The organism is Parvularcula lutaonensis (genome assembly GCF_014651915.1).
Lineage (GTDB): Bacteria > Pseudomonadota > Alphaproteobacteria > Caulobacterales > Parvularculaceae > Parvularcula > Parvularcula lutaonensis.
In genome coordinates this window covers 567122-590973 of the sequence record NZ_BMXU01000001.1, presented here as the reverse complement: position 1 = coordinate 590973, position 23852 = coordinate 567122, and the positions used below count along the sequence as shown (strand labels likewise).

The 23852-nt window shown below is 62.5% G+C and carries 23 protein-coding genes and 1 pseudogene; 16 read left to right on the top strand and 8 right to left on the bottom strand.

The window, feature by feature from the left end:
- Nucleotides 1-90: 90 nt before the first annotated feature.
- The 3 genes from IE053_RS02715 to IE053_RS02705 are packed head-to-tail and all read left to right on the top strand — an operon-like array spanning nt 91 to nt 3298.
- Nucleotides 91-1392 carry a 3-deoxy-D-manno-octulosonic acid transferase gene (locus tag IE053_RS02715; RefSeq protein ID WP_189571362.1) on the top strand — a complete coding sequence of 434 codons (1302 nt, stop codon included), beginning with the start codon at nt 91-93 and terminating at the stop codon, nt 1390-1392.
- On the top strand, nt 1392-2372 hold the full coding sequence (gene lpxK / locus IE053_RS02710) for a tetraacyldisaccharide 4'-kinase (RefSeq protein ID WP_189571361.1): 981 nt from the start codon (nt 1392-1394) through the stop codon (nt 2370-2372). The genes IE053_RS02715 and lpxK overlap by 1 nt, the downstream gene beginning before the upstream one ends.
- On the top strand, nt 2369-3298 hold the full coding sequence (locus IE053_RS02705) for a lysophospholipid acyltransferase family protein (RefSeq protein ID WP_189571358.1): 930 nt from the start codon (nt 2369-2371) through the stop codon (nt 3296-3298). Before lpxK ends, IE053_RS02705 begins: the two co-directional genes overlap by 4 nt.
- Here IE053_RS02705 and IE053_RS02700 read toward each other — a convergent pair.
- Entirely contained in the window at nt 3295-3909 is a 615-nt protein-coding gene (locus IE053_RS02700) for a sensor histidine kinase (protein WP_189571355.1), read from the bottom strand. The genes IE053_RS02705 and IE053_RS02700 overlap by 4 nt on opposite strands.
- Nucleotides 3909-5390: a dihydrolipoyl dehydrogenase family protein gene (locus tag IE053_RS02695; protein ID WP_229786028.1), complete on the bottom strand. Its 1482-nt coding sequence runs from the start codon at nt 5388-5390 to the stop codon at nt 3909-3911. The genes IE053_RS02700 and IE053_RS02695 overlap by 1 nt, the downstream gene beginning before the upstream one ends.
- A 98-nt stretch (nt 5391-5488) precedes the next feature.
- On the opposite strand from IE053_RS02695, the gene rpmH reads away from it, so the two are divergent.
- The 5 genes and pseudogenes from rpmH to IE053_RS02670 all read left to right on the top strand — a co-directional run bounded on the left by rpmH (nt 5489) and on the right by IE053_RS02670 (nt 8917).
- Entirely contained in the window at nt 5489-5623 is a 135-nt protein-coding gene (gene rpmH / locus IE053_RS02690; RefSeq protein ID WP_189574647.1) for a 50S ribosomal protein L34, read from the top strand.
- Nucleotides 5624-5640: 17 nt separating this feature from the next.
- Nucleotides 5641-5949 (top strand): annotated as a pseudogene (rnpA, locus tag IE053_RS14650) (ribonuclease P protein component); the annotation flags it as partial.
- Between the two features lie 71 nt (nt 5950-6020).
- Nucleotides 6021-7802: a membrane protein insertase YidC gene (gene yidC / locus IE053_RS02680; RefSeq protein WP_189571353.1), complete on the top strand. Its 1782-nt coding sequence runs from the start codon at nt 6021-6023 to the stop codon at nt 7800-7802.
- Between the two features lie 3 nt (nt 7803-7805).
- Nucleotides 7806-8597 (top strand): DUF1338 domain-containing protein, encoded by a 792-nt coding sequence (locus IE053_RS02675; protein WP_189571349.1) that lies wholly within the window; start codon nt 7806-7808, stop codon nt 8595-8597.
- A complete protein-coding gene (locus IE053_RS02670) occupies nt 8594-8917 on the top strand; it encodes a hypothetical protein (protein WP_189571346.1) in 324 nt (107 codons plus the stop codon). The genes IE053_RS02675 and IE053_RS02670 overlap by 4 nt, the downstream gene beginning before the upstream one ends.
- A 164-nt stretch (nt 8918-9081) precedes the next feature.
- Here the strand turns inward: IE053_RS02670 and metG are convergent, their stop codons facing one another.
- Nucleotides 9082-10755, bottom strand: coding sequence for a methionine--tRNA ligase (gene metG, locus IE053_RS02665; RefSeq protein ID WP_189571342.1), 1674 nt, complete (start codon nt 10753-10755; stop codon nt 9082-9084).
- 68 nt (nt 10756-10823) lie between these two features.
- On the opposite strand from metG, the gene IE053_RS02660 reads away from it, so the two are divergent.
- Complete coding sequence (locus tag IE053_RS02660) at nt 10824-11150, top strand: DUF1330 domain-containing protein (protein ID WP_189571338.1); 327 nt, start codon at nt 10824-10826, stop codon at nt 11148-11150.
- Here the strand turns inward: IE053_RS02660 and IE053_RS02655 are convergent.
- The 3 genes from IE053_RS02655 to parC form a co-directional block, all read right to left on the bottom strand.
- Nucleotides 11124-11423, bottom strand: coding sequence for a hypothetical protein (locus tag IE053_RS02655; protein ID WP_189571335.1), 300 nt, complete (start codon nt 11421-11423; stop codon nt 11124-11126). The two genes, IE053_RS02660 and IE053_RS02655, sit on opposite strands and share 27 nt — an antisense overlap.
- Before the next feature lie 78 nt (nt 11424-11501).
- Nucleotides 11502-12347, bottom strand: a complete 846-nt coding sequence (locus IE053_RS02650) for a MipA/OmpV family protein (protein WP_189571332.1) — start codon at nt 12345-12347, stop codon at nt 11502-11504.
- 53 nt (nt 12348-12400) lie between these two features.
- Entirely contained in the window at nt 12401-14677 is a 2277-nt protein-coding gene (gene parC / locus IE053_RS02645) for a DNA topoisomerase IV subunit A (RefSeq protein ID WP_189571330.1), read from the bottom strand.
- A 159-nt stretch (nt 14678-14836) separates the two neighbouring features.
- On the opposite strand from parC, the gene IE053_RS02640 reads away from it, so the two are divergent.
- The 3 genes from IE053_RS02640 to IE053_RS02630 all read left to right on the top strand — a co-directional run bounded on the left by IE053_RS02640 (nt 14837) and on the right by IE053_RS02630 (nt 18712).
- Nucleotides 14837-16189: an SAM-dependent methyltransferase gene (locus IE053_RS02640; RefSeq protein ID WP_189571327.1), complete on the top strand. Its 1353-nt coding sequence runs from the start codon at nt 14837-14839 to the stop codon at nt 16187-16189.
- Between the two features lie 212 nt (nt 16190-16401).
- Nucleotides 16402-17148, top strand: a complete 747-nt coding sequence (locus IE053_RS02635; RefSeq protein ID WP_189571324.1) for a PEP-CTERM sorting domain-containing protein — start codon at nt 16402-16404, stop codon at nt 17146-17148.
- A gap of 127 nt (nt 17149-17275) precedes the next feature.
- Nucleotides 17276-18712, top strand: coding sequence for a cryptochrome/photolyase family protein (locus IE053_RS02630; RefSeq protein ID WP_189571310.1), 1437 nt, complete (start codon nt 17276-17278; stop codon nt 18710-18712).
- Here IE053_RS02630 and IE053_RS02625 read toward each other — a convergent pair whose 3' ends face one another.
- Entirely contained in the window at nt 18713-20128 is a 1416-nt protein-coding gene (locus tag IE053_RS02625; RefSeq protein WP_189571307.1) for an alpha/beta hydrolase family protein, read from the bottom strand.
- Nucleotides 20129-20299: 171 nt separating this feature from the next.
- Between IE053_RS02625 and IE053_RS02620 the strand changes: the two genes are divergently transcribed.
- From IE053_RS02620 to IE053_RS02605, 4 genes are read left to right on the top strand one after another with little or no spacing between them, the layout of a single operon-like run.
- Nucleotides 20300-21532, top strand: a complete 1233-nt coding sequence (locus tag IE053_RS02620) for a bifunctional alpha/beta hydrolase/OsmC family protein (protein ID WP_189571304.1) — start codon at nt 20300-20302, stop codon at nt 21530-21532.
- Between the two features lie 14 nt (nt 21533-21546).
- Nucleotides 21547-21837 (top strand): chorismate mutase, encoded by a 291-nt coding sequence (locus IE053_RS02615; protein WP_189571302.1) that lies wholly within the window; start codon nt 21547-21549, stop codon nt 21835-21837.
- A complete protein-coding gene (locus tag IE053_RS02610) occupies nt 21834-22298 on the top strand; it encodes a PaaI family thioesterase (protein WP_189571299.1) in 465 nt (154 codons plus the stop codon). Before IE053_RS02615 ends, IE053_RS02610 begins: the two co-directional genes overlap by 4 nt.
- Nucleotides 22295-22732, top strand: a complete 438-nt coding sequence (locus IE053_RS02605; RefSeq protein WP_189571296.1) for a PaaI family thioesterase — start codon at nt 22295-22297, stop codon at nt 22730-22732. Before IE053_RS02610 ends, IE053_RS02605 begins: the two co-directional genes overlap by 4 nt.
- A 40-nt stretch (nt 22733-22772) precedes the next feature.
- On the opposite strand, the gene IE053_RS02600 is transcribed toward IE053_RS02605, so the two are convergent.
- Entirely contained in the window at nt 22773-23852 is a 1080-nt protein-coding gene (locus IE053_RS02600) for a class I SAM-dependent methyltransferase (RefSeq protein ID WP_189571293.1), read from the bottom strand.

Genomic DNA, 23852 nt, shown 5'->3' with positions numbered 1-23852 from the left:
GTGCCGTGCTTTTTATACCGTCCAGTGGCATAGGCTGCGTCCACCGTCACGCGGTGGCATAAGTACTGCCGACCGTCAGGAGCCCAACGCATGCCAACGCCTCCCAAGGCCTGGTCTCTCAGAACCTACCGCGCAGCGACCAAGCTGCTGAGGCCGGTGGCGAATTATGCGCTGGAGCGGCGGCTGCGTGCCGGGAAGGAAGACCCTTCGCGCCTCTCGGAACGGCGCGGAATCCCTTCCCTGCCCCGGCCCGACGGCAAGCTGATCTGGCTGCACGGAGCTTCAGTGGGTGAGTCGCTCTCGGTCCTGCCCCTCGTGGAGGGGCTGGCGCTGAAGTATCCCGACCTGAAGTTTCTCGTGACCACACACACCGTCACCTCCGCGGAGCTGATGGGCCGCAGGCTGCCGGAGAGCGCGGTCCACCAATACGTGCCGATCGACCAGCCGCATTTCGTCCGGCGGTTCCTCGATCACTGGAAACCTGACGCTGCATTTTTCGTCGAAAGCGAGCTTTGGCCCGTGATGCTGGGTGAAGCGGCGAAGCGCAACCTGCCAATGGCTCTCATCAATGGCCGGATGTCGCCGCGCAGCTTCGAAAGCTGGCAGGGGCGCAAGCGGGCGGCGCGGGAGCTTCTCGGGGTCTTCGACATCATCATCGCCCAGAATCAGGAGAACGCGGAGCGCTTCGAGACCCTTTCGGAGAGCCATGTGGGCACTTTGGGCAACCTGAAGCTCGCCGCTGATCCGCTGCCCGCGCCGCAGGGCATGGTCGCGGAGGTGGAAGGCTGGCTCGCTGGTCGTCCGCGGTGGCTCGCCGCCTCGACCCATGAGACCGAAGAGGTGCAGGTCCTGTCGGCTCACCGCCAGATCCTCGCAGAACTTCCGAACACGGTGCTGTTCCTTGCACCGCGGCATCCCTCGCGCGGGGACGAAATCCAGGACATCTGCCATGACCACGGTTTCTCCGTGGCCAGACGGTCCCATGGCGAGAAGATCGACGAGACGACGCAGGTCTATATCGCGGACACGCTGGGCGAGCTGGGGATTTTCTATTCACTTTCGGACATCGCCTTTGTCGGCGGGAGCTTCCCCGCGATTGGCGGCCACAACCCGTTGGAGCCTGCCCGGCTCGGCTGTGCGATCCTGCATGGGCCGCAAGTGTTCAACTTTGCGGATACCTATGAAGCGATGCGCCAGTCGGGAAGCTCGGCCCTCGTGCGGAACGAGCGCGACCTTGCCGCCGCACTCAGCCGTCTTCTCAGTGACGAGATGACCCGGAAGACCATGTCGGACCAGGCGAAGGAATGGGCCGAGGAGAGCGCGAAGACCGTGCTCGAGGGCCTGATCGAAGCGCTTGAGCCCGTGCTTCTCAAGGCCGGCATCCAAGACTGATGCCGCTCGACGCCCCTCGCTTCTGGCAGCGGGACCAGCGGAACGCCTTCCTCGCCCGCGCACTGTCGCCGGTGGGCGAGATCTACCATCAGATTGTCCAGCGAAGGCTGTCGAAGCCTGGGGCGGAGCCGCCCTGCCCGGTCATCTGTGTCGGGAACGCCACCGTGGGCGGCGTGGGCAAGACCCCTTTCGTGCGGATGCTGACGAAGTCCCTGCGAGAGCGTGGTCATGAGGCCCATGTCCTGACCCGCGGCTATGGCGGCAAGGAGAAGGGCACGCGGAGGGTCACGGAGGACGATGCCGCGGCGCTGGTCGGCGACGAGCCACTGATGCTTGCGCAGGACCTGCCGGTCTGGGTCAGCGCCGACCGGCCAGCAGGAGCCGAGGCTGCGGCGCGGGATGGCGCGACGCTTATTGTCATGGATGACGGCTTCCAGAACCCGAGCCTCAAGAAAACGCTTTCTCTGATGCTGGTCGATGGAGACACGCTGTTTGGCAATGGACGGGTGTTCCCAGCCGGCCCCCTGCGGGAGAAGCCTGAAGCGGCGGCAGCGCGAGCCGATGCGATTGTCGCGGTCCTGCCGGGTCCGGAGGCTGAAACGCCGCCCGAACTGGCAAGGCTTGCAGGCGGCAAGCCGCTGTTTCGGGCATGGTTCGCGATCGATCGAACTTCAATCCCCGAGGGGCCGATCCTGGCTTTTTGCGGCATTGGGAGGCCGGAGCGCTTTTCCCGGTCCCTTGAAGAAGCAGCAGCGAAACCTATCAAGTTTCTGACCTTTCCCGATCATCACAGCTTCACCGAGGGTGAGATCGCCGCGCTCCGGGTGGAGGCTACGGCGGCGGGAGCGCAGCTTGTGACGACGGAAAAAGACTATATCCGGCTTGAACCTGCCGCCCGAGATGGCATCACCGCCATTCGCGGCGCGACGCAGGTCGATGACAGGGACCGCCTGCTGCGCCTGGTTGAGGATCGACGATGAGCGAAACGACAGCACCTGCATGGGACGCAGACATCGCGCTGCCCGAGCCGCGCAAGAACAAGCCGGTGACCGTGGGCCGCCGGATCGAGGCCGGGCTGTTTCTTGGCCTCCTGTGGCTGATGGGCCAGATGCCGATCGAGCGGGCGTCGGATTTCCTGGGCAAGACGATGCGGGTCCTGGGTCCGCTCGTGCGCAAGGTGCACAAGCGCGGCGACGCGAACCTGCGGCTGATCTACCCGGATATGACGCAGGCCGAGCGATCGGCCATCCTGCGCGACTGCTGGGAGAATGTCGGGCGGACGATGGCAGAGTATGCCCACATCGAGGAGCTGGCCGACCGCGTGCAGGTGGAGAATATCGACGCGCTGCGCGAATTCACGCGAGGCGGCAAGCAGGCGATCTACTTCTCCGGGCACTTTGCCAATTGGGAGGCCCTTGGCGCGATGCTGCGCAAGGAAGGGGCGCAGTTCGGTTCCGTCTACAGGGCACCGAACAACGCTCTCGTGGACAAGAAAATCATCGAGCTGCGCGGCAAGGCGATGACGCGGCTCCAGATTCCGAAGGGCAAGCGCGGCGGGCGCGACCTGTTGACGGCCCTCAAGAACGGCTACTCGCTGACCATGCTGGTCGACCAGAAGCTCAATGACGGCATTGAAGTGCCGCTGCTCGGCTACCCGGCGATGACCGCTCCGGCGGCGGCGAGGCTGGCCAAGAAGATGGGCATCCCGCTGGTCCCGCTCCAGATCATCCGCCGCCCCGGCCCGCGCTTCGTCGTGACGATGCACAAGCCCATCGAAGCAGGCGACCGGTCGGTCGAGGAAGTGACGGCGGAGGTCAACGAAGTCCTCGGCTCCTTCATCCTCGCCCGGCCCGAGCAATGGCTCTGGTTCCACCGCAGGTGGCCTGCGGAAATCACCCCGGCCTAACCGGGAAAGCTGAGCCTGACCGTCGTTCCGTCGGCGGAGCTTTCGACGGAGATGTCGCCGCCCTGGGCTTTCATCGCGGCGAGAGCAATCGGTAGCCCGAGGCTCGTGCCGCCGGGGCGCTTGGCGCCGCGGAACGGCTCGAAGAGCTTCTCCCGAACCAAGTCGCTGACGCCCGGACCGTTATCGCTAACGACGAGCTCGCTCCCTTCCCGACGGACGGACACCGGGGTGCCTGTCGCCACGGCGTTGCCCAACACCTCTCGCAGGGCGAGTTCGAGCAGGACCGGGCTGCACGAGAGCGGATCATCGGCGACATCGACGGAGACGAGGTCCCGGCCTTCAGGCAGCTCTTCGATCACTGAACGGACCAAGGCGCCCGGTGCGTGGGAAGACGGCGAGGTCTCCTCGATATCCGCAAGGATGTCCGCCCGCTCGGCGATCCTCACCATGAGGTTGATCTTGTCGGACAGGTACCGGGCGAACTGCTTTCCCTTGGCGTCACCGGTCGCTTCGAAATGGTCGGCCATGATGGCGACGCCCGACAGGAGGTTGCGCGCGTCGTGGCGCAGCGCACGGACGGCCTTGTGGTAGATGTCCGCGCGGCGATCCATCAGTCGAACATCGCCAGCAGCTTGAGCGCTGCCCTGTTGAACGGCGTGAACAGCTTGTCGAAGCTGTACTCGTCAGCCGCAGCTTTCGAAATCTCGCCAAGAGTCGGATACGGAGCGATCATGTCGTCGAAGGCGCCGATTTTCAGGCCACTCGATACAGCCAGCGCGAATTGCTGGATGATCTCGCCGGCGTGGATACCGACAGCGTCCACGCCGCGGATTTTCCCGCTGCCGTCGACATAGATCTTCAGGATACCCTCTGGCGCACCCTCGGCATGGGCCCGGTCGTTATGGTCGAAGCCCGCACGCGCGACCTCGTATTTGATGCCGCGCTCCTTGAGCTGGCTCTCGGTGAGGCCGACATGGGCGAGCTCCGGCTCGGTGTAGGTAACCCAGGGAACGATGTCGGGGTTGAATTTCTTCTTGAGGACTTTGAGCAGGATGTTGTTGAGCGCAATGCGTCCCTGCGCGCCCGCGACATGGGTGAACTGAAGTCCTCCGTTCACGTCACCGACGGCGTAGATCCGGCTGTTCGAGGTCTCGAGATATTCGTTCACCTTGATACCGCGCGGATCGTATTCGACGCCGGCCGCTTCGAGACCGAGATTATCGACGTTGGCCTTGCGACCCACCGCGACAAGGAGCTGGTCGCCCGAGACCTCTTCGGTCCCACCGTCTTCGGTTTCGACAGTGACGATGAAGGAATCGCCTTGCTTGCGGACGGCGGTGGCGCCGGTGCCCTCGCGGATGTCGATGCCGTCGGCAACGAGGCGCTTGCGGACGACATCCACGAGCTCGGGGTCGTCCTTGCCCAAGATCCGCCCCTTTTCGATGATCGTGACGTCGGAGCCAAGCAGCCTGTGCGCCTGGGCCATTTCCGCGCCGATCGGGCCACCCCCGAGGACGAGCAGCTTCTTCGGCTGGAAGGTCTGCGAGAACACTGTCTCGTTGGTGAGGTAGCCCGTGCCTTCGAGGCCTGGGATCGGCGGGATGAAGGCCGAGCTGCCCGTGGCGATGACAAAGTGCTTTGCCTTCACCCGGACATCCCCCGCGATGACCTCGCGTGGCCCCACGAAGTTCGCGCGGGCGCGGATGGTGTCCACGCCAAACTCCTCTTTCATCCGTTCTTCGGAGTCATGGTAGGCGATATCCGCGATCACCTTCTGGACCCGCGCGATCACTTTCAGGAAGTCGACTTTCGGCTCCGCCACTGGCTCGATCCCGAATCGCGCGGCGTCTTTCATGGTGTGCGCGACCCTGGCCGAGGCGATCAGCGTCTTCGACGGGACGCAGCCGAAGTTCAGGCAGTCGCCGCCCATCTTGTGCGCTTCGATCAGGATCGTCTTGCGGCCCAGCGCACCCGCGCCGCCAGCCGCCGTCAGGCCGGCAGAGCCTGCTCCAATCACGCAGACATCAGCGTTGATCGTCTTCATCACCCGTGTTTCCTCGTCCACGCTCGCGGCGCCGCTAGCGTCGGCCATGATAATTCTCCGTCAAAATTCTCGCATGACGCGTTGACCACGCGCCGGGTCTTCGAGTATTGGCCACGCCTTGTCAGACAATAGACCGGTGGTCACCGATGAAACGCACGTTTCAACCCTCGAACCTGAAACGCAAACGCCGTCACGGCTTCTTTGCCCGCAAAGCGACCGTTGGCGGTCGCAAAGTCCTTGCGAACCGTCGTTCCAAGGGCCGGAAGCAACTGTCGGCCTAAGGGTCGAGACGCTCAGGAAGCGTGCCGATTTCATTCGCGCGCGCTCAGGCCGTCGTGTTTCCAAAAGCTGCTTCACCCTGCAGTTCCTCTCGAATGAACACGAGTTCGCAAGAGTGGGCCTGACGGTTACGAAAAAACTTGGCACAGCCGTCATCAGGAACCGCATCAAGCGGCGATTGCGCGCGGCCGTGCGTGACGTTTTCCCGCTCCACGCAGAGCCCGGTCGTGACTATGTGCTGATCGCTCGCAGGAAAGCATTCACAGCCCCGTTCCCACTCCTGCTTGACGAGCTTCGCACGGCCCTCCTAGAGGCTCGCGACGGCTGAGGCGCATCCGCGCCCGAACCCTTTGTGACGCGCACCGGTCAGGGCCGGTGGCGCGAGAGAAAGAGCGCTCCATGGATCGCAATTTTATCGTCGCCCTCGGGCTCGCCTTCATCATCCTGATCGGCTGGGACGTGATGGTCCTGGGCCCGCAGCGGGAGGCACAGCGTGAGGCGCAACGCGAAGCTGGCATCGCGGCCGCCGAATCGGCACCTGAGTCTCTCACGGCCGACCTGGCCGTGCCGACCGTCGATGCGACGCTGACGCGGATCGAGGCCCTGAAACAGGCGCCGGGCCGGATCGCCATCGACACACCGAGCATGATCGGCTCGCTGAACCTGCGCGGCGCGACCCTCGACGATATCTCGCTCAAGAATTATCGCGTCGCACCGGACGATGATGCGCCTCTGGTCAACGTGCTGAGCCCCCGCTCCACGACCACAGCGACCTATATCCGCAGCGGTCTGATCGTGAATGGCGAGGGCGATGACCAGGTCGTTTGGAGCGCGCCCGAAGGGGCCCGCCTGACGCCCGAAACGCCCGTCACCCTCACCCGCCGCGACGGTGATGTGCTACACACGCTCAAGATCTCGGTTGATGACGAGTTCATGTTCACTGCCGAGCATTCGGTGACGAATGAAGGCACGGAGCAGGCCTCGGTGCTGCCCTATGGCTTCGCGATCCAGAAGGGCCTGCCGGAGGACCTCCAGAACTTCATGATCCTGTTCGAGGGTCCCCTGGGTGTCGTGGACGGCCAGCTCTACGACCGGAAATACAAGAAGCTCGACAAGAATCCCAAGAACGCCGTCACCGAAACAGGCATTGGCGGCTGGGCCGGGATTACCGACAAGTACTGGCTCGCCGCGGCAATCCCGCCGCAGGATACCCCCTTCCAGCTCAAGCTGACGCGCGTGCCCAACACGGCCACGCCAGTCTACCGTGCGAGCTACCAGCTGGATGGTTTCATGCTCCAGCCGGGCGATACGGCTTCGGTTACCTCGCACATGTTCGCAGGTGCCAAGGTCGTGGAAACCCTGCAGAACTACGAGAAAAATCTCGGCATCTCCGATTTCGACAAGGCCGTGGACTGGGGGATGTTCTTCTTCCTGACGCGGCCGATTTTCCACACGCTGCACTTCTTTGCCGAGCTGACGGGCAATTACGGCGTCGCGATCCTGCTCCTCACCCTCGTCATCAAGGCCCTGCTCTTCCCCCTCGCCAATGCGAGCTACCGCTCCATGGCCGGGATGCGGAAGGTCGCGCCGGAGATGAAGCGCATCCAGGAGCGGTACAAGGACGACAAGCTCAAGCAACAGCAGGAGATCATGGCGCTCTACAAGAAGCACAAGATCAATCCGGCTTCTGGCTGCCTGCCAGTGCTCCTGCAGATGCCGATCTTTTTCGCACTCTATAAGGTGCTCTTCACGACGATCGAGATCCGGCACGAACCGTTCCTCTATATCAAGGATCTCGCCTCGCGCGATCCGACAACAATCTTCAACCTCTTCGGGCTGCTTCCCTACGACCCCACGGTCGTTCCGGTCATCGGGCCCTTCCTCGGCATCGGTATCCTGCCCCTCCTGATGGGCGCGGCAATGTGGGTGCAGACGAAGCTGAACCCGCCGCCGGCCGACCCGGTCCAAGCGCAGGTCTTCGGCTTCCTGCCGCTGATCTTCATGTTCATCTTCGCGCCCTTCGCCTCAGGGCTCGTGCTCTACTGGTTCTGGAACACCTTCCTCGGCGTGGTGCAACAATACGTCATCATGAAGCGCGCAGGCGTTGAAGTGGACCTGCTCGGCAATATCAAGCAGACCTTCTCGAAGAAGGGTGCGGTCAAAGAAAAGCCTGCGGAGTAAGGAATGACCCTCGACGATCTCTTCAGCCAGCTCTGGCAGCGTTACGCCGCCCTCACCCCGCAGGCTCAGGAGATCAAGGATCTCTTCGAGACGCGCGGCGAAACGGTCGTCAACGACCACGTCGCCTTCCGTACGCTGAACGATCACAGGCTGGGCATCCACAAACTGGCCCAGCCTTTTCTTGACCTCGGCTATACCGAGCAGGACGAGTACCATTTCGAGGCGAAGAAACTCTACGCGAAATACTACGCGCATGAGGACCCGCTGCGCCCGAAGGTCTTCATCTCGGAGCTGCTTCTCGAAAAGTGCTCTGACGAGCTTAGGCACACCATGGAATGTTTGGTCGACACAATGACCGAAGACCAGCTCTCGGACCCGATGATGCTGAACATGGGCCGGCCCTGGGATACATCGCACGCGGACTATGAGAAGCTCTATGCCGAGAGCGAATACGCGGCGTGGCTTTCGGCGTTCGGCTTCTGTGCAAACCATTTCACCGTCTTCTTCAACGCCCTGAAGACGTTCGACGAGCTCAAGGATCTCGCGGAGTTTGTCGAGGAGTCCGGCTATCCGATGAATACGTCGGGCGGCCTCATCAAGGGCTCGCCCGAGGTCTATCTGGAGCAGTGCTCGACCATGGCGACCAAGGTCCCGGTGACGTTCACGGATGGAACCTTCGAGCTGCCGAGCTGCTTTTACGAATTCGCCCGCCGCTACGAGATGCCCGAAGGGGGGCTCTATCAGGGCTTCGTCGCCGCCAGTGCCGACAAGATCTTCGAGAGCACCAACCAGTGACGTTCTCCGAGGCGGCGAAATACTACCTCGCCGACCTCGGCACCATCGTCCGCCAGTCTTTGATGGCGGCCGGGCTTTTCTACGTCGGGCTCTTGATCCTCGGGACGGCAGTCCGTTTGCTCCGTAGCGGGAAGTTCAGCCCTGAGATCTTCTCCTCGCTGCTTCCCTTCACGGCACTTGTGTTCTTCGGGACCTTGGCCTTCGCGCTCATCGGCTCTTACCTCGTCCGGAGCCGCTTCCGCCGTGAGCATTACTCACGAGCGACCGACGCGAAGACGCTGAACGCGGCGTTTGAGAAGAAGTACCGGAAGAAGCGGTAGAGAGCCTGACGGTCATCCTGAATTGCAGGAGCAATCTCCGCCGTCATTCCCGGGCAGGCGACGCCTGAGCCCGGACTGCGGACAGAGCACTGTTGCGGTCCCGGGCTCGCTCTACCGAGCGCCCCGCGATGACAGCACTTTTCTGGCAGCGGCGCTCTGAAGCCCTACCCCCGGGGCGCGCCGAAGCGTTCGGCCCATTCCTCGACCTGCTCGTCCTCGACCTTCTTGAAGAGGACCGGCGGGGCCTCGAAGGCTTTGCCGCGTTCGAGCTTGTCGAGCAGGGCTTCGCCTTCCTCTGGCCAGCCTTGAGCCTCCGTGCCGAAAACATCAGCCAGCTTGTCCGCGGTGTGCGGAATGACCGGGGCTGAGAGTTGGGCGTAGAGCGGGATGAGATTGAGGGCCGTGCGAACGATCATCGCCGCCTTGTCCTTGTCTTCCTTGAAGGCCGCCCACGGCGCGGCGCTTTGCAGGTATTCGTTGCCGAGGACCCAGATACCGCGCAGTTCGGCGAAGGCCTTGCGGAACTCCATCGCTTCGAGATGCTTCGTATACTCAGCAATCCGATTCGAAAGCTGAGATTGCAGTTCAGCCTCCGCCTCGCCCGGCTCACCGCCATCGGGAACGACACCGTCGAATTTCGAGGCGGTGAAGCGGGCAATGCGATTGACGAAATTGCCGAGGACGTCGGCGAGGTCTTTGTTCACCGTCTGCTGGAAGCTCTCCAGCGTGAAAGCCGTATCGTCCGACTCAGGAGCATTAGCCATGAGATACCAGCGCCAGAGGTCGGCGGGCAGCAACTCCAGCGCCTGGTCCATGAAAATGCCGCGGTTCTCGGAGGTCGAGAACTTGCCGCCATACCAGGTGAGCCAGTTGAGGCTCTTCAGCGTATCGACTTTCTTCCACGGTTCTCGCGAGCCGAGAATGGTTGCGGGGAAGCTGACCGTGTGGAACGCCACATTGTCCTTGCCCATGAACTGGACGTAGCGGACATCGTCGGCACCTTCGTCCTCACGCCACCATTTCCGGTAGTCCTCTCCGATCCCCTGCTCCGTCGCGGCGATATAGGCGATGGGAGCATCGAACCAGACATAGAAGACCTTGCCCGGCAGACCGGGGACCGGAATGCCCCAGGAGAGATCGCGGGTGATCGATCGGTCGCGCAAGCCCTCATCAAGCCATTTATACGCGATCGACTTCGTCAGGACCGGCCATTCCGGGTGCTGATCGACCCAGGCGCGGACCTCGTCCTCGAGCTTGGATTGGAGGAGGTGGAGGTGCTTGGTCTTTCGCCGCTCGATGTCCTTCGAGCCCGAGAGCGCCGAGTACGGCTCGATCAGGTCGGTGGGATCGAGGAGCTTGCCGCAGTTGTCGCACTGGTCGCCGCGGGCTTTCTCGAAGCCGCAGTTCGGGCAGGTGCCCTCGACATAGCGGTCGGGCAGGAAGCGTCCGTCCGCATTGGAGTAGACCTGCTCTTCCTCGACCTCGGCGATGAAGCCGTTCTCCTGCAGCCTCTTCGCAAAGTGCTGGGTGAGCCGGTGGTTCTCCGGCGAGGAGGAGCGGCCGAAATGGTCGAAGCTGAGGCCGAAGGCTTCGCCCGCTTCCTTCTGGATCCGGTACTGGGTCGCGCAGTAGTCGGCGACATCCTGCCCGGCCTTCAGCGCGGCGAGTTCGGCCGGGGTGCCGTGTTCGTCCGTGGCGCAGATCGCCAGCACGTCATGCCCCCTCGCCCGCATGAAGCGCGCATAGACATCCGCCGGCAGCATCGAGCCGACGAGGTTTCCAAGGTGCTTGATGCCATTGATGTAGGGGAGCGCGGAGGTAATCAGAATTCGAGCCATGGCGCCTGATGCCCGCTTCTTTTCGGCGGCGCAACGGGGGCAATGACGCGACCAGAGGAGAGAGCCCGATGAACCAGCCCGTCTACACATTCGTCTATGTCCAGGTGAAGGACCACGACGACTACATGGACCGCTATGGCCGGCATCTCGGCCCGATCATCGAGAAGTTCGGGGGGCGGTTCCTCGCCGCGACGAAAACCGCCGGAGTGGTCGAGGGGGAGCAACCCGGCAACTGGGCCGTGCTGGCGGAGTTTCCCTCGATGGAAGCAGCCCAGGGATTCTACGGATCAGACGAATACGCGCCCTATCTCAAGCTCCGCCGCGAGGAATTGAGCGATGGGAGCCTGATGATCAGCTTCGCGAAGGAGCTACCGAGGGGGATCGAGGGGAGCTGAAGCCGCCATGGCACGGCGCCGCTCGGCCTCCTTCCGCGCCCAGAACGCGCGCTTCTGTTCGGCGGTCCAATAGCTGTTGGGGCTCTCCTTGATCTTCTTGCGGTCCGGGTCGATCGGGGCGGTGCCGCCTCTGAAGAAGTGGGCAACAAGGACCGTCAGAAGGAGACCGAAACCGACGAGGAACCACGCCCAGTACTCGGCAACGACCATGAGAAAGATCAGCGTCGCAAGACCCTGAAACGAGAAAACGAAGTCGAAGAATGGCCGGTTCAACGTTGAAGCTCCTCATGAAGATATCCTCATGAAGATATGTGGAGCTTCGGCCCTAATTCCAGCTCTGTTCGGCGCCTTTTACAGCCACTGCCCCGGCTTCACGCCCGGTCCTGACAGCGCGTAGCTGAGGCCGAAGAAGGCGCTGGTGCGGTTGTCCTTCTCGACAATCGCGCTGTCGGTGATGCCGTCGGGGAGGAAGGCCGATTTCACCTGCCCCTGGAAAGCGAGCCTGCGCGAGAGGCGGACCCGGACCTGAGCGCCCGCGAAAGGCGTCACGGCACCGCCATCGGCGAAATAGGCCGGGCGGTCCATGAAGGTTCCGTCTCCGACGGCCTGGTTCACGCGGGCCTCGGCATTGGTGATGCCATAATAATACTGGATCAGGTTTTCTGACTGGTAGCTCACGCCCACCAGCGGACGGAAGGAGATCATCCGGCCATTGCCGACCTCGAGGGTCGCGCGCGCCGTGAGCTCATAGCCATCGTGCTGGCCTGCTGCGTCGACGAAGCCTTCGGCCTGCAGTCGGAGGCGGTTGTAGCGCTTCTGCGCCTTGAGGCCGACTTCGAAAGTGCCGTTGCGATCGCCCATGCCTTCAAGGAACGGGCTGTCATCCTCTTCGTAGTTCTGGAAGCGGTACTTGCCCTCTGCCGAGATCTGCACGTCGAGGGGACGCCAGAAACGGTAGGAGATGTTCGGGCCCGCAAGGGTCAGGTTGTTCTTGTTATAGACGTAGAACGGGACGACCAGCTTGTTCGGGTCGCCGCCGTTGAAATTCCGGTACGGCTCGTTATTGACCGCGACCGCGGCGCCGAGCTGGAAGATCGTCATTTTCTTGTACTGCTCGATCTCTTCCGGTGTCTGTGCGTGGGCAAGCGCGCCGATGCTGGCCGCGCCAGCCAGAAGACCCAAGTATTTCCGGTACATAAAAGACCGACTCCCCGACTCGACTTCTACTCTCACACAGGTCGCCTCTTAGGTTAACCTGCTTGGCCGAGTTTCAAGTTCCGCGGGAAACCTTTCGGCACGGCTGTGCCCGCACCGCCACGTTTGCCAATCCAGTTTTTCCACTTCGGTTCGGACTGCTCGCGGCCGGCACGGTCGACCCAGGTAAGACCGATTTCGGGATCAACAAGCTTGGCATCGACAAGGTTCGCCTTGGCCGATTTCTGCAGGATCACGCCCTTGCCGCGGGTCATGGTGGGAAGCTCGCTGGCGGGGAAGACGAGCAGCTTGCGGTTCGATGTGACGGAAGCGACGAAGTCCTTCTTCGTCGGCGCTTTCTCCAGCGGCCGCGCGACGACCATCTCGGCGCCCGGCGCGAGGTTCAGGAGCTGCTTGCCCTTGCGGGTGTTGGCGTAGGTGTCCTCTTCCTTGACGAACAGGCCATGTCCCGCCGTCGAGGCGAGGAGGAAGTGCCGCCCCTCCGCCTGCTTGAGCACCGTCACCGGTTCATCACCCGGCCCGAGATCGATCAGCAGGCGGATCGGCTCGCCCTGCCCTCTTCCGCCCGGCAGTTCGTTCACCGCAAGAGTGTAGCTCTTGCCCGCAGTGGAGAAGAGCGTGAGTTTGTCCGTGCTCATCGCGTTAAGAACGAAGCGCTCGCGGTCGCCGTCCTTGTATTTGATTGAAGAGGGGTCTTCCGTGTGGCCCTTCAGGGTCCGGACCCACCCCTTGGCGGAGATGACCACCGTCACCGGCTCTTTCTCGACAAGGTCATCGATGTTGATGTTGTCATCAGCAGGGGCATCGGACATTTCGGTGCGGCGCGCACCGAGACCGTCCTTGCCACCGAAGCTCTTCTTCACTTCGCGCAGGTCAGCTGTCATCCGGGCATTCTGGAGTTCTTCGGACTTGACCAGCTTCTTGAGCTCCGCCCGCTCCTTCTTCAGGGCGGCGTTTTCTTTCTTGATTTCCATTTCCTCGAGCTTGCGCAGGCGGCGCAGGCGCATGTCGAGGATGGCTTCAGCCTGCACGTCGCTGAGGTCGAATGCCTTGATGAGCTCTTCCTTTGGATGGTCCTCATACCGAATGATCCGGATCACCTCGTCGAGGTTGAGATAGGCAATGAGGTAGCCGGCGAGGATCTCGAGCCGGTGCTCGATCTTGTCGAGGCGGAAGCGCGAACGGCGCAGGAGCACCTCACGGCGGTGATCGACAAAGGCGTTCAGTGCATCGCGCAGGCCCATCACCCGCGGCGCACCGTCCGCATCGAGAACGTTCATGTTCAGCGGGAAGCGGATCTCGAGGTCGGTCGCCTTGAACATGGCGGCCATGACGGCGTTGGGATCGAGCGTGCCAGCTCGCGGCTCGAGCACGAGGCGCACGTCCTCGGCGCTCTCGTCGCGGACATCGGTGATGATCGGCAGCTTCTTGCCGTTGATAAGCTCGGCGATCCGCTCGATCAGGCGAGCTTTCTGGACCTGGTAGGGAACCTCGGTGACGACGATCTGGTATTTTCCGCGACCAAGGTCCTCCGTGTGCCACTTGGCCCGCAGGCGGAAGCCGCCGCGTCCGGTCTCATAGGCCTCGACCAGGCTCTCATAGGGCTCGATGCAGACACCGCCGGTCGGGAAATCGGGGCCCTTGACGTGCTTCAGCAGCGTCTCGGTGCGGGCGGCGGGGGTCTTGATGAGATGGATCGCCGCGTCGATCAGCTCCGCCGGGTTATGCGGAGGGATGGACGTGGCCATGCCCACTGCGATGCCTGCCGCGCCATTGGCAAGGAGATGCGGGAAGGCGGCGGGAAGGACCACAGGCTCCTTGCCCTCGCCGTCATAGGTATCGCGAAAGTCGACGGCGTCTTCATCGATGCCTTCGAGCAGGAGCTCGGCGGCCTCGGTCATCCGGCTTTCCGTGTACCGCATGGCAGCCGCATTGTCGCCGTCGACATTGCCGAAGTTCCCCTGTCCATCGACAAGGGGCACTCGGACGGAGAAGTCCTGCACGAGACGAACGAGGGCGTCGTAAATGGCTTGGTCGCCATGAGGGTGGAAATTGCCCATCACCTCGCCGACGATCTTGGCCGACTTCTTGTAGCTGCCCGAGGGCGCAAGCCGCATCCCGCGCATCGCATAAAGAATCCGACGGTGAACGGGCTTCAGGCCGTCACGAACATCGGGAAGCGCCCGCGCGGTGATGGTCGAGAGCGCATAGGCCAAATAGCGCTGGGACAGCGCTTCCGTGATCGGCTCATCGAAAATCTGCTCGGGCGGCGGGGGCGGCGCAGCTTTGGTGCCCTTGGGGCGGCGGGCCATCGGCGTCTCCTTGAAGGGTAGCGGCCAGCGTTAATGCGCACCGCGCCAGTGATAAAGCCCCAGTTTATCATCAATGGGACAGGTCGCTTTTGGGCTTCCCGCGGAAACGTGACCTCCTTTAAGGGCTAGGGCTCAAGACTGACGACCGGGCACGAATTCATGAAGCAGACCGCCAACGGGCCGACCCTGGGATCGGGGGGCAAGCGCGCACGCAAGCAGCTCGAAGCAATGAGAGTGATGCTGGGCGAGATCGCCACCCACCTGAAGGCCGACTTCACGGTCGAACTCTGGAACGGTGACCGCGTGCCCCTCAAGGAAGGGGCGCGCGACGACCTTGTGCTGGCGATCGCCTCGCCTAACGCGGTGCGGAAGCTCCTCCTCAAGCCCAACCTGGTGACGCTGCTCCAGCTGGTGGCCGGGCAGGACATCAGGCTGAATGGCGGCAGCCCCTACCAGTTCATCGAGCGGTGGAATCACGGCGACGCCGTGCATCTTCTCAAGCGAATCGACCGGCTGAAAATGGCGAGGCATGCCCTGCCCTTCATCATCGGTGGCAACATCGCGGCAAAGGACCTGCCCGGCTACACCAAGGACGCCGGCGCAACTTACGAAGAGCGCGATGACAAGGAACTAATCAGCTTCCACTACGACGTCTCGAACGCGTTCTTCAAACTCTTCCTCGACGAAAATCTGCTCTATTCGTCTGCTTATTACCGGTCCGAAGACGACACGCTTGAAGAAGCCCAGCTCCACAAGATGGACATGATCTGCAGGAAGCTGCGGCTGAAACCGGGGGACAGGCTGCTCGATATCGGCTGCGGCTGGGGCTCGCTCGCCTGCCATGCGGCGAAGCATTACGGCGCCCATGTCCATGGCCTGACCCTGTCGAAGGAACAGCTCGCCCATGGCCAGGAAAAGGTGCGGGAGATGGGCCTTCAAGACCTGGTGACGCTCGAACTCAAGGACTACCGAGAACTGGCGGACCAGCGCGAGGTCTATGACAAGATCAGCCAGGTCGAGATGTTCGAGCATGTCGGCTGGGAGAATTTCGACCGCCATTTCGAGATCATCAGGCGGCTCCTGAAACCAAAGGGCATTCACTATCATCAGGCGACGACGCGCCGCGGGGGCCGGGATCTCAAGAATTTCCGCAAACAGACACGTTCGATGGAGTTCATCACTACCTACATCTTCCCGGGCGGCGAACTCGATTACGTGGGCAATACGATCACCAATATGGGGCGAATCGGTCTCGAGGTGATGGACGTCGAGTGTCTCCGTGAACACTTTTTCTTGACCTTGAAGGCCTGGGAAGAGCGCCTGGCGGCCAACCGTGAGGCCGCTGTCAAAGAGGCCGGAGAGGCCCGTACTTCCTTGTGGCAAATATACTTCGCGCTCTTCATCAAGGGGTTCGAAAGAGGGGCTTCGTCGAACTACGCGATAACTGCAGTAAAACGCCAACCTGGGCGCACAGCCCTTCCCCTCGACCGATCCGCACTATACTATGGTTAACGTTGCGTTTACCCTTTGTCTTAACTTTACGGAGCCGTTGGAAACTGAAGCAGGCGGCGGAAATTCGCCAGTTTTTTGAGGACATTAACCTGTTCACAGAATTGCTACGAATTTTAGCTATACAGGTAGTCATAAATTCCTGTATGGTGCATCGCAGGTAAGCAGTTTTGGGGGGTCCAAGACGAGCGCGCCTTGTGACCAGTGGGAATGACATGAAAAAACTCTTTTCGCTTGCAGCTGCGTCAATCGCTGCACTCAGCCTCGGGACCGCCAACGCCGCGCTCCTTGACCTGACCAAACACGCTGTGGGCCCCGGCTCGGATACCAACGCGAACGGTATCAACGAGCGTAACGGCGTGCCTCAGAACAACACCCTCAACCCGTTCGAAATCCGGATCGGCCAAGTGATCGTCACGATCGAAGGCTTCCCGGGTGCCACGAACGCCGACGAGAACTCGCAACCCGGTCCGCACTGCCAGCCGGGCGGCATGTTCGCCTGTGACAGCGATGGCCTGGGCATCGGCAACGACGAAGTCAGCACCAAGGGCAACCAGATGGTCAAGGTGTCGTTCAGCGTTCCGGTCATCGTGACCGAGCTGTTCTACCTCGACCTGTTCTCGGACCCCAACGTCTCCACGCCGACGCTTGCTCAGACCGAGAGCGCTATCGCGGAACTCTTCACCGGCACGACGTCAATCGGCAGCTGGGAAACCTTCGCGACGACCCAGCGTGGTACGAGCCGTGGTTTCGAGAGCGAGCTTCTCGGCGGTGTTGGTGGCGTGACCTCGATCATGTTCTCGCCGGGCGCCGGTGCGGACGACAGCGATGGTGACTTTGCCCTCGCCGGGATTACGTTCCGCCCGGAAGATGGCACTCTCGTTCCGGTTCCTGGCGCCCTGCCGCTCTTCCTGGCTGGCCTTGGTGGTCTCGCCGCGGCGCGCCGTCGTCGCAAAGCCTAAGCGACAGGCCCATAGATTAGAAAAGCGCGGCTTCGGCCGCGCTTTTTTGTGCCCGCGTCACAGTTAGTCCCGGTGCGAGGCAAGGCGTCGCGTCTGGTCTTGCGTGGATGCGCGCTAACTGTCCGGCATGATTGAAAAGCCCGCCCTCGTCTGGCTCCGCGAAGATCTCCGTTTCGACGACAACCCGGCCCTGAGAGCGGCTGCAGATCGCGGCGGCGCCGTTGCCTGCCTCTACGTGCTCGACGACGAAGTTGCGGGTGAGTGGAAAATGGGTGGCGCCCAACGATGGTGGCTGCACCACTCGCTCTCCGCATTGCAGGACGATTTCGAAAAATTCGGTGGTACCCTGATCCTCAGGCGGGGGAATGCCGGGATGATCGTCCCGCAGATTGCCGAAGAACTCGGTGCCGGGGCGGTCTACTGGAACCGCCGCTACATGCCCTGGCAGATCGAACAGGACAAAGCGCTGAAAGAGCAGCTTTCAGAGGACTTCGAGGTCAAGAGCTTCAACGGGCGGCTGCTTAACGAGCCCTGGGAGATCTGTACCAAGTCTGGTGGTCCGTACAAGGTCTATACTCCTTACTGGAAGCAGGTGCAGCAGCGCGACATCCGTGACCCGCTTGCGAAGGTGCAGAAGCTCGAAGCCCCATCCCGTGTTCCGGACACGGACAAGCTCGATGACTGGGGGCTGCTGCCGACCAGGCCGAACTGGGCCGAGGGCTTCGAGCCGGTCTGGACACCCGGCGAGCGGGGCGCGCGCAGGCGCTGGCTTGACTGGCTGAAGAGCGAAGGCGCCAAGAACTATGCCAGCCATCGCAATCGTCCCGATCTTGACCATACCTCACGCATGGCGCCGCACATCCACTTCGGCGAAATTTCTCCGGTCACGATGTATCGTGAGATGCAGCAGAAGATCGAGGACGGAGACATTCCGCAGGAAGAAGGAAACACCTTCCTCTCCGAACTCGCATGGCGGGAGTTCAGCTACAATCTCCTCTACCATTTCGGTCACATGTTCGACGAACCACTGATGGACAAGTTCAAGGGGTTCGAGTGGGACAATGACGAAGACAAGCTGGAAGCCTGGAAGAAGGGCCAGACCGGCTATCCCATTGTCGATGCCGGGATGCGCCAGCTCTGGACCGAGGGGCATATGCATAACCGCGTGCGGATGATTGTCGGAAGCTTTCTTGTCAAGGACCTGCTGGTCGACTGGCGCAAGGGCATGAAATGGTTCTGGGACACCCTGGTCTGCGCCGACCCCGCCTCCAACACTGCAAGCTGGCAGTGGGTCGCAGGATGCGGCGCCGACGCCGCGCCCTTCTTCCGCGTGTTCAATCCCATCACGCAGGGCGAGAAATTCGATCCGGACGGGGACTATGTCCGCAGGCACGTGCCGGAGCTGAAAGACATGCCGAAAAAGCATATCCATGCGCCCTGGCAAGCGCCGAAGGACGTGCTGCGAAAGGCTGGGGTCGAGCTTGGGAAAGACTACCCCGAGCCGATCGTTGACCACGGCAAGATGCGCGAGGAGGCCCTGTCCCGATACAAGGCGATCAAGTAATTACCTTTCTGTCTGACCGCTGACGAAAGAGGCAATCTGTTCGAGGGCATCCTCGCGCATGGTCTCCTCGATTTCTCCATATTCCTCGATCAGCCCGGTTCCGGCAGTCTGGAAGAGATGGTTCGCGTCCGGGACGACGACGATCTCGACATTGTCGCGGTCGCCGGCAATCGCCCGGAGAGCATCTGCATTCATCTGCGGCGGGACCTGGAAATCCTTCTCGCCAAACAGCGCAAGAAGCGGACCGTCGTAACCCGCTGCCAATGCGGCAGGGTCCGTGCGCAGGAAAGAGAAAAAGCTCGGCGTGCAGAGCTGCCCTGCCTGTGCCTTGATGGCTTCGCCAAATTCCTCGGCAACCGCCGCGACGGAGGCGCAAGCTTTACCGGGCGTGTCTGCATCGAGTGCAGCGTCGAGGAGACGGCGTTGAAGCGCTGTCTGCTGCTCCACGGTCGCAGCGGGGACGCCCGATCGTTCAAGGGCAAGCCTGAGCTGCTCCACGATCAGGACATCAGGTTTCACGAACGGACCTGCGAGCGTCACGATGAAATCGACCTCAGCACCCTCGGCTGCAAGCAAGGCCGTCATTCCGCCTTCCGAGTGACCGAGCAGGCCGACCGCGCCAACATGCTCTTCGTCTGCAAGGCGTCTCATCGCGCGCCGCGCATCTGCCGCCTTGTCGTCCATGGTTGTCGCGGCGAAATCGCCGCCACTTTCGCCCACGCCGCGGTCATCGAGGCGCAGGACCGCAACGCCGTTCCGGCTGAGACGGTCCGCAATCAGCTTGAAAGGCTTATGCCCCAGGATCGTCTCGTCCCGGTCCTGAGGTCCCGATCCGGTCAGCAACACAACGCCGGGAAATGGCCCTTCACCGTCAGGCATGGTCAGCGTCCCACCGAGTCGCGGCGCGCCTGCCTCCTCGGGCAAGATGACCTCGACCACCTGGTAGGGAAAGGGAGGCTGCGGCTCCTGCGGACGATTCGGCATTGCCGCCTCGGCGCGAGGGCTTCCCTCGGTAGCGGGAGCAGTCCCGGCGCGGATGAAGTTCAGCTCGAAATAGGGGCCGTTCTGGGAGAACTGCCCCGAGATCTGCTCGCCATCCTCGCTCAACCGGCCGACATAACGCGCCCCAAGAGCGTCCCAGCGGAGATCGAGGACGCCCTCCTCGACGCCGTAGTCAGAGGCAGCGATGCCGAAGGCGCTCTGGGCCGGACTGTCGAGGGTGACCGCATCATCGGTGCCCGGTTCGATATGCAGGACCAGAGGAAGCCTCTGGCCCATGAGCCGGAGCTCGCCCTCCCAGTCGCCTGCGTAGTCAGCGAGAACAGCCTCGCTCCGGCCCTCGCCCGCTTCAGGCTCGCCGCCGCAGCCCGCCAGCCCACATAGCAAAACGACGAACAACAACAGACGTGTGACCATGAGCCCGACTTCCCTTTCGGAAAATCATTTAGGAGTTTTCCGAAATTGTTGCCACCCCGAAAGACTGCGATCGCAGCGGTACCCGCACGTAACCACAGGGGGCACTGCGGCGAAGACTGGCGCAGGAACGACACTGGGCCCATTCCGGTCAAAGGAGCGAGGAGGACATCCATGGCCAAACCCGTCCATATCGAATTCGACGGCGCAGGCGGCGCGAAGCTGTCTGCTCGGCTGGATATGCCTGCAGGCATGCCGAAAGCCTTTGCGCTTTTTGCCCATTGCTTCACCTGTTCGAAGGACCTGACCGCCAGCCGAGCCGTGGCGACGGCGCTGACCAAGGCAGGGATCGCTGTCCTTCGCTTCGACTTCACCGGGCTCGGTGGATCGGGCGGTGATTTCGTGTCGACGAACTTCACGATGAACCTCGGGGACCTCAAGGCTGCCGCGCAGTTCCTCTCTGACAATTACGAAGCCCCGGCGCTGCTGGTCGGCCATTCGCTTGGCGGGGCAGCCGTGATCGCGGTGGCGCGGGACCTGCCTTCCGTGAAAGCCGTAGCAACCATCGCGGCGCCCGCTGACACCAGTCATGTCGCTGAGCAGTTTGGCGGCAAGCTGGACGAGATCCATGAGAAGGGGGAAGCGGAGGTGAGCCTGGCCGATCGTCCCTTCCGTATCCGGAAGCAGTTCCTCGACGACCTTGAGGCCCACGATATCGAAGCCTGCGCAGCAGAGCTGAAGCGGCCGTTCCTGATCCTCCATGCGCCCACGGACGATGTCGTTGGCATTGATAATGCCACCCGCTTGTTCGTCGCTGCGAAGCATCCGAAGAGTTTCATCAGTCTTGATACGGCCGACCACCTGCTCAGCAAGAAGGAAGACGCTGCCTATGCCGCAAACGTGATCGCGGCTTGGGCCGAGCGCTATATCGGTGACGGCGTGGCGGCTGCCCAGGGAGCCGAGGAAGAGGCCATGGGAGTCGAGGTGCGCGAGACCGGACAGGGCAAATTCCAGGCCCTGGTCAAAGCCGGTCCGCACCGCCTGCTGGCGGACGAGCCGACCGCGGTCAAAGGCGGCCTTGGGACTGGCCCCTCGCCCTACGAGTATCTCTCGATCGCCCTTGGGGCCTGCACCACGATGACCATCAGGATGTATGCGGATTTCAAGAAGCTTCCCCTCGATCGGGTCACCGTCAAGGTGGATCATGAGAAGCGTCACGCCGACGGCGCCGCAGATGCCATGGAGAAGGAGCCGCCGATCGACCACTTCACCCGTAAAGTATCCCTGGAAGGCGAATTGAGTGAAGAGCAGAGGCAGCGTATCCTCCAGATTGCCGACCGGTGCCCGGTGCACAGGACGCTGGAACGCGGCGCGGATATCGACACGCGGGAGGAGCCCGCTACCTGACCGGAGGGGGCAGGATGAAAGCTGAAGACTGCAAGACGATGAGCGAAGTCCGGACGGAGATCGACCGGCTGGACAAGGCGCTCGTGGACCTCTTGGCCGAGCGCTGGACCTATGTGGACCGGGCATGGCAGCTCAAGAACTCACCGGACGAGGCCACCGTGCCCTGGCGCATCCAGGAGGTTGTGGACAAGGTCCGTGCCCGGGCCGAAGAGCAATCCCTTCCCCCTGCCCTCGCCGAGGCGCTATGGCGCCAGATCATCGGCTGGGGCATTCAGTACGAGGAAGAAAGACTGAGAACGCGATGACCGACGCGCCGCAACCCCTCGCTCCCGGAATCGCCATGGCCTTCCAGGGTATTCAGGCGGCTTTCACCAAGGAACATCCCCTGTTCTCGGAACTGGCGCCGAAACCCTTGCGGGTCGGTCGTGGAGAGATCGCCGTGCGGGTGACGCCGAGCGAGCGCTTCCTCGACGGCGACACAATCCATCCAGGCCTGATGACGATCCTGCTCGATACCATCATGGGCATGGCGACATGGTCGGACCTCGAAACCTTCCAGCCCCTCGCGACGATCAACCTGCAGACCGATACTTACACCCATGCGAAGCCGGGGGAGAACATTGTCTGCGAGGCGATCTGCGAGGGCATCATGGATGATGTTTCCATCGTGCGCGGCAAGGCAACGTCCGAAGACGGAACGCTTCTAGCCACCGCCGCGGGGACCTTCATGGTCGGCACGCGCTCAGCGCAGGTGAGCCGGATATGAGACGCGATCTTCTTGACGTTTCCGAGGAAACCCTCGCGCGAGCGAGGGCTCTCGTCGAAGGCTCGAACATCGGCGCCTGGTTCGGCACCCGAATCTCGATCGAGAACGGAGAGCAGCGCTACCGGCTGACCTTTGACGAGCCGCATATCGGCAACCCGGTGATCCGGGCGCTGCACGGCGGTGTGATCTCTGCATTCCTTCAGTATGCGGCAACGCTCGAAGTGCTGAGTCGGACGCCAGAGCCTTTAAGGGCTCGGTCCATCAGCGTGCATACGAGCTATCTCCGCGGAAGCCGGGACGTGGACCTCGACGTCGCCGTGTCCGTGCAACGGGTCGGCAGGCGGATTGCCTTTGTCGAAGCCCGCGGCTGGCAGGGCGACCGGGAGCGGGAAGTGGCGAGCGCGCAGATCGCGCTCAGGGTGTTTGAGGAGTGATGATAGGGCGGATCGCATTGCGTTCCGCCCTGGGATGTACTCAGCGTTTCCTGAACGCCGAAGCCTTCGACAGGAACCCGACCCGCTGGCCGTCAGGCTCCAGCCCTGCTTCGCCGAAAAGCTCCGCAAGCTGCTCTTTACAATAGCTGTCATAGTAGGGCTCGTGGAACGCGGCCGGAAAACCCTCCAGCAGAGCATCCATCGAAGTGTCGCCATACTGCACGCTATCGAGGTGGACGTAGAGTCCACCGGGCTTCAGCACACGCGCGATCTCCGCAGCCACCTCCCGTCGGACCTTCGGCGGAAGCTCGTGGAACAGATAGACCGTGGTCAGAATATCGACTGAGCCATCGGCAAAGGGCAGTTTCTCCGCGGGGGCACCGATGAAGCGGGCATTTCTGGCACCTTCGGCAGCGCGGCGCGCTTCGCCGAGATAGGGCTCTGAAAGATCGACCGCTGAGATGCTCAGGTCAGGGAAATTATCCACCACATCGCTGAGGAGGCGGCCCGTGCCGCAGGCAACGTCAGCGAAGTGGATGTCACTCTCGGCGCGTCCCTCACGGACCAGCCGCCGGATTTCCTCGGCGATGAAGGGCAGAGCGCGACGGCGCATCGCGTCGGCAGAGCCGGTGAACAGGACCTCGACCTGCGTGTCATAGACCTTGGCCGAGCGCTCGGACAGCCAGCCATCCGACTGGAAGTGGAAATTCTGGCGGTAGTAGTTCGGCAAGTCGTCGGATGTGCGCTCGCGGACCTCGACGCCGCCGCCGGGGGTATGGGCACGCTTCGCCACAGCCCTCGCTTCACGCAGGTAATCCCGCGCATTGCTCAGGGAACGGAAGGGGTCGGGCCGCTCACGAAACTCGCGCGGCATCCTGTAGACGCCACGGTCGATGTCTGCCCACTCATCATCGAAGAGCTGGCCGAACGCGGCGCGCATGGTCGCGAGCGATGGCGCTGGCGTCTTGCTGGGCTTCGGCACCTCGCCGGGCTTGGTCAGCGGCCCGACGATGTGGCGCCCCATGACGTAGAAGGTCGAGAACCAGCCGACCTTCGCCGTCGTCGCCGCGCGGTACTGTGCCTCGCGCATCCGCCTCTCGATCGTGCCGACCAGCCCCAT